The organism is Campylobacter sp. BCW_4321, assembly GCF_001763075.1.
GTDB lineage: Bacteria > Campylobacterota > Campylobacteria > Campylobacterales > Campylobacteraceae > Campylobacter_D > Campylobacter_D jejuni.
In genome coordinates, this window is sequence record NZ_MJYA01000001.1 from 1 (window position 1) to 374 (window position 374).

1 protein-coding gene is annotated in these 374 nt (G+C 32.4%); it reads right to left on the reverse strand.

Features of this window, described 5'->3' with window-relative positions; translation table 11 throughout:
• Nucleotides 1–262, reverse strand: a 262-nt coding sequence (locus tag AJN58_RS00005; protein WP_070253942.1) for an EexN family lipoprotein, incomplete at its 3' end; no start/stop codon positions are given.
• Nucleotides 263–374: the final 112 nt, after the last annotated feature.

Below are 374 nucleotides of genomic sequence, written 5' to 3' on the forward strand. Positions count from 1 at the left end.
CGTCTGTTTGATAGTTTTGATTTTTGCCAATTCCATAAGGAACGCGACTATCGGATTGCATTTCAACTGCCCATTTTGCGTTAGAACAATCTCTTTGTTGAGTTTCATTCATTTTCTCCATTTTTTTACACTCTGCTACTCTAGCCTTAGCTTCATCAATGTGTTTTTCATAGTATTCACTTGTTTTTGCTTCATCACCACAACCTATTAAAAAAGCTAAAGCACCTAAGCTTATTAATCCACCAAAAATAAAATGTTTCATTGTTATCTCCTTTTATAAAATTTTGAAACATAGTATTTTAACATTATTCTATTTCCATTTAAGGGCGTCTGTTTGATAGTTTTGATTTTTGCCAATTCCATAAGGAACGCGA